We start from the raw sequence: 2,711 nt of genomic DNA, 5'->3' as shown, positions 1-2,711 counted from the left end.
TAGTCATATTTGTAAGGAAAAAAATAACTTATTAGGAGGGAACGATGGCTTTTTTTGATAATGAACATAAAAAAGAGATAGAGCGGATAGAAGGGCTTTGGGCAAAATTAGAAGAATTACGAGATTTTGCTAAACAGTACGGAATTGATGATATTTTTCAAGATAATGGCGCCAAAGTTGTTCAACAACTGATTTATCTTTATTTAAATGCTCTACCAGGTAGAGAAGGAAATGACGCGACTTCAAGAAGAAATCCCACAATTGAGTGGGAAATGAAGTCCATAAACCTCGACACAACAGCTTCGGGTTTTAGTACCAATCATCATTTAAATACTGAAATTCTTCAAAAATATAGAAGAGTACCATGGTCATTTGCAATCTATCATGGAATCACACTTGAAGCAATCTATGTTATGAACGCAAGAGACCTTGAACCTTATTTCCAAAAATGGGAAGAGAAACTTAGAACTCAAAAAGATATTAATAATCCCAAAATTAACGTCAATTTTGTTCGCGAAAATGGTACTATGATTTATCCGATTCATGAAGAAAACCCAATAGATCCTGACAGCATTTTTGATTAATGCCCAGTGATCTATTGGGTTTTTATAATTCAACTGTTTTACCATCTATCATTTGCTGGTAATATTTTTCAGCATTTTCATTATCTTCATCTAAAAATCTGAATATTGATGCGGCTGCATACTCTTTTGACAATTCAAAAGCTTTCCAACGTCTATTATTGTTTTCTGCAACCATTCCAGTTGTATTACTCCCTCCAAAAATATCAATGACTAAGTCCCCCTCGTCCGTTAAAAAATTTATAAAAAATTCAGGAAGTCCAGCAGGGAATCTTGCCGGGTGTCCTTTTATTCCGTATTTTTTACAATATCTTAAATACTTACTGTTACTCTCACTATTAGGTATTTGCAATAGATTTGAAGGTATTGCACCACCATTATCTCTACTCCAACTTTCCTTATTATGAACATGACCTGAAGGACGTGTTGCAGTAGCCCCCTTTATATACTCTTCTGGCCTACTGATCAATTTTTTCATTCTATCAGAATAAGGGCTCAGCACCTTGCTAACATTTGCTTTACATTTTCTAGGGTCCTTACACAACCACCATACTGTATTAACAGATGTTTTTGCTCTTAATTTTCTTTTGTTGACCCATTCAATTGGGGAAGGCAAGGCTGAAGGATTATGCCAATAAAACGGCTGAGCCAATTTAAACCCTATTTCATCACAAAATTTAATTAAGGCCCTAAACTGATATAAACTATAAGAGGGTTCCCCTTTTTCATATGCTCCTCCTATATCAATAACAAAACTCCCATCATCCCTTAGCTTATCAAAAACAACTTTAGCAAATTGAGCCAACCATTCTACATATTTCTCTTGAGACTCATTCCCATATTCCTTCTTGCGTTGTAAAGCAAACGGAGGGCTAGTTACAACTAAATTTACACTATTATCACCCAAATCTTGTAATTCTTGTAGTGAATCTCCATTTATACATTCCCCTAATTGGGTTCTATAACTTACTTTAGACATTTCATCTCTCTTTCTTCTAAAAGTATTACGTCTATATCTTTACATAAAAACTTGCAATAATCAAGTCATTACATTTATATATTCAAAATCCAACGTTATTTATATAACCACATTACTAAACCATGGATTATTGTAGGCAAGTATCCTAACAATAATTCTAGCTTCGCATACAATACCCGCTCTACCGTTTATGGAAATAAAAATCTAAACGAACTCAAATCAATCAATATCATTTCAATTACATCAACTTTGACTCTTACTCTAATACATCCCCACTATTGACAAATAACATTGAGCGCTACAACTCCATAAAGCCTTTCGCTAAAAGGTTTCTAGGCTTTCACGAGCAGAGCTACCGCCTCCACATGATGCGTTTGAGGAAATAGATCCACTGGTTGTACTTTCTGCAGTTCATAACCCAATTCTTGGTAGAGTTTGATATCACGCGCCATAGTTGCTACATTACATGAGATATAGGCAATGCGTTCAGATCCTGTTTGGCTGCTTGCCTCGATAAAGCTTTCGGTCAAGCCCTTGCGTGGTGGGTCGACCAAGATGAGAGTTTGTTTAATACCTTCCTTGAGCCAGTTCTTCATGGCATTTTCAGCTGTGTCACATACATAGTGGACGTTGGCAATCCCGTTGATTGCCGCATTCTTTTTGCTATTCTCCACCGCTTCTGGAATAACTTCAACACCGTAGACTTCCTTGACATGCTTAGCAACAGATAAGCCAATGGTTCCAATTCCTGAGTAGGCATCGATCACCACATCATCTTCTCTTAACTCCGCAAAGTCAATAGCTGTTTGATAAAGTTTTTCTGCCATTTCTGTATTGACCTGGTAAAAGGCTGGGCCAGCGATTTGGTAGTCATTTCCCAACATCTGGTCCGTGATATTGTCTTGACCATAAAGAGTCTTCCACTCCTTACCAAAAATCGCATTGGTATTTCGGTCATTGATATTTTGCATGACAGACACAATCTCTGGGAACTGCTTGATAAGTTGTTCAATCAACTGTTCCACTCGGAAAATTTTAGGACGTGTAGTCACTAAGATAACCATGATTTGTCCGGAATAGTGCCCGCGACGCACCACAAGATTTCGAATCAAGCCAGACTGTTCCTTTTCGTCATAAGGTTTTAAATCAAA

The 2,711-nt window shown here is 36.8% G+C and carries 3 protein-coding genes; 1 reads left to right on the top strand and 2 read right to left on the bottom strand.

Going from position 1 to position 2,711, the window contains the following annotated elements:
- The first annotated feature begins 44 nt into the window (after positions 1-44).
- On the top strand, positions 45-584 hold the full coding sequence (locus GMD1S_RS07065) for a hypothetical protein (protein ID WP_000863700.1): 540 nt from the start codon (positions 45-47) through the stop codon (positions 582-584).
- A gap of 22 nt (positions 585-606) precedes the next feature.
- On the opposite strand, the gene GMD1S_RS07060 is transcribed toward GMD1S_RS07065, so the two are convergent.
- Both GMD1S_RS07060 and rlmD read right to left on the bottom strand, forming a co-directional pair.
- Entirely contained in the window at positions 607-1,560 is a 954-nt protein-coding gene (locus GMD1S_RS07060; RefSeq protein ID WP_000049349.1) for a DNA-methyltransferase, read from the bottom strand.
- A 332-nt stretch (positions 1,561-1,892) separates the two neighbouring features.
- A partial coding sequence (gene rlmD / locus GMD1S_RS07055) for a 23S rRNA (uracil(1939)-C(5))-methyltransferase RlmD (protein ID WP_000385596.1) occupies positions 1,893-2,711 on the bottom strand: 819 nt, incomplete at its 5' end.

This window comes from Streptococcus sp. GMD1S, assembly GCF_000296875.1.
In the GTDB taxonomy this organism is placed as follows: domain Bacteria; phylum Bacillota; class Bacilli; order Lactobacillales; family Streptococcaceae; genus Streptococcus.
The sequence above is the reverse complement of the archived record's forward strand: the minus strand, read 5'-3'. Positions and strand labels throughout refer to the sequence as shown.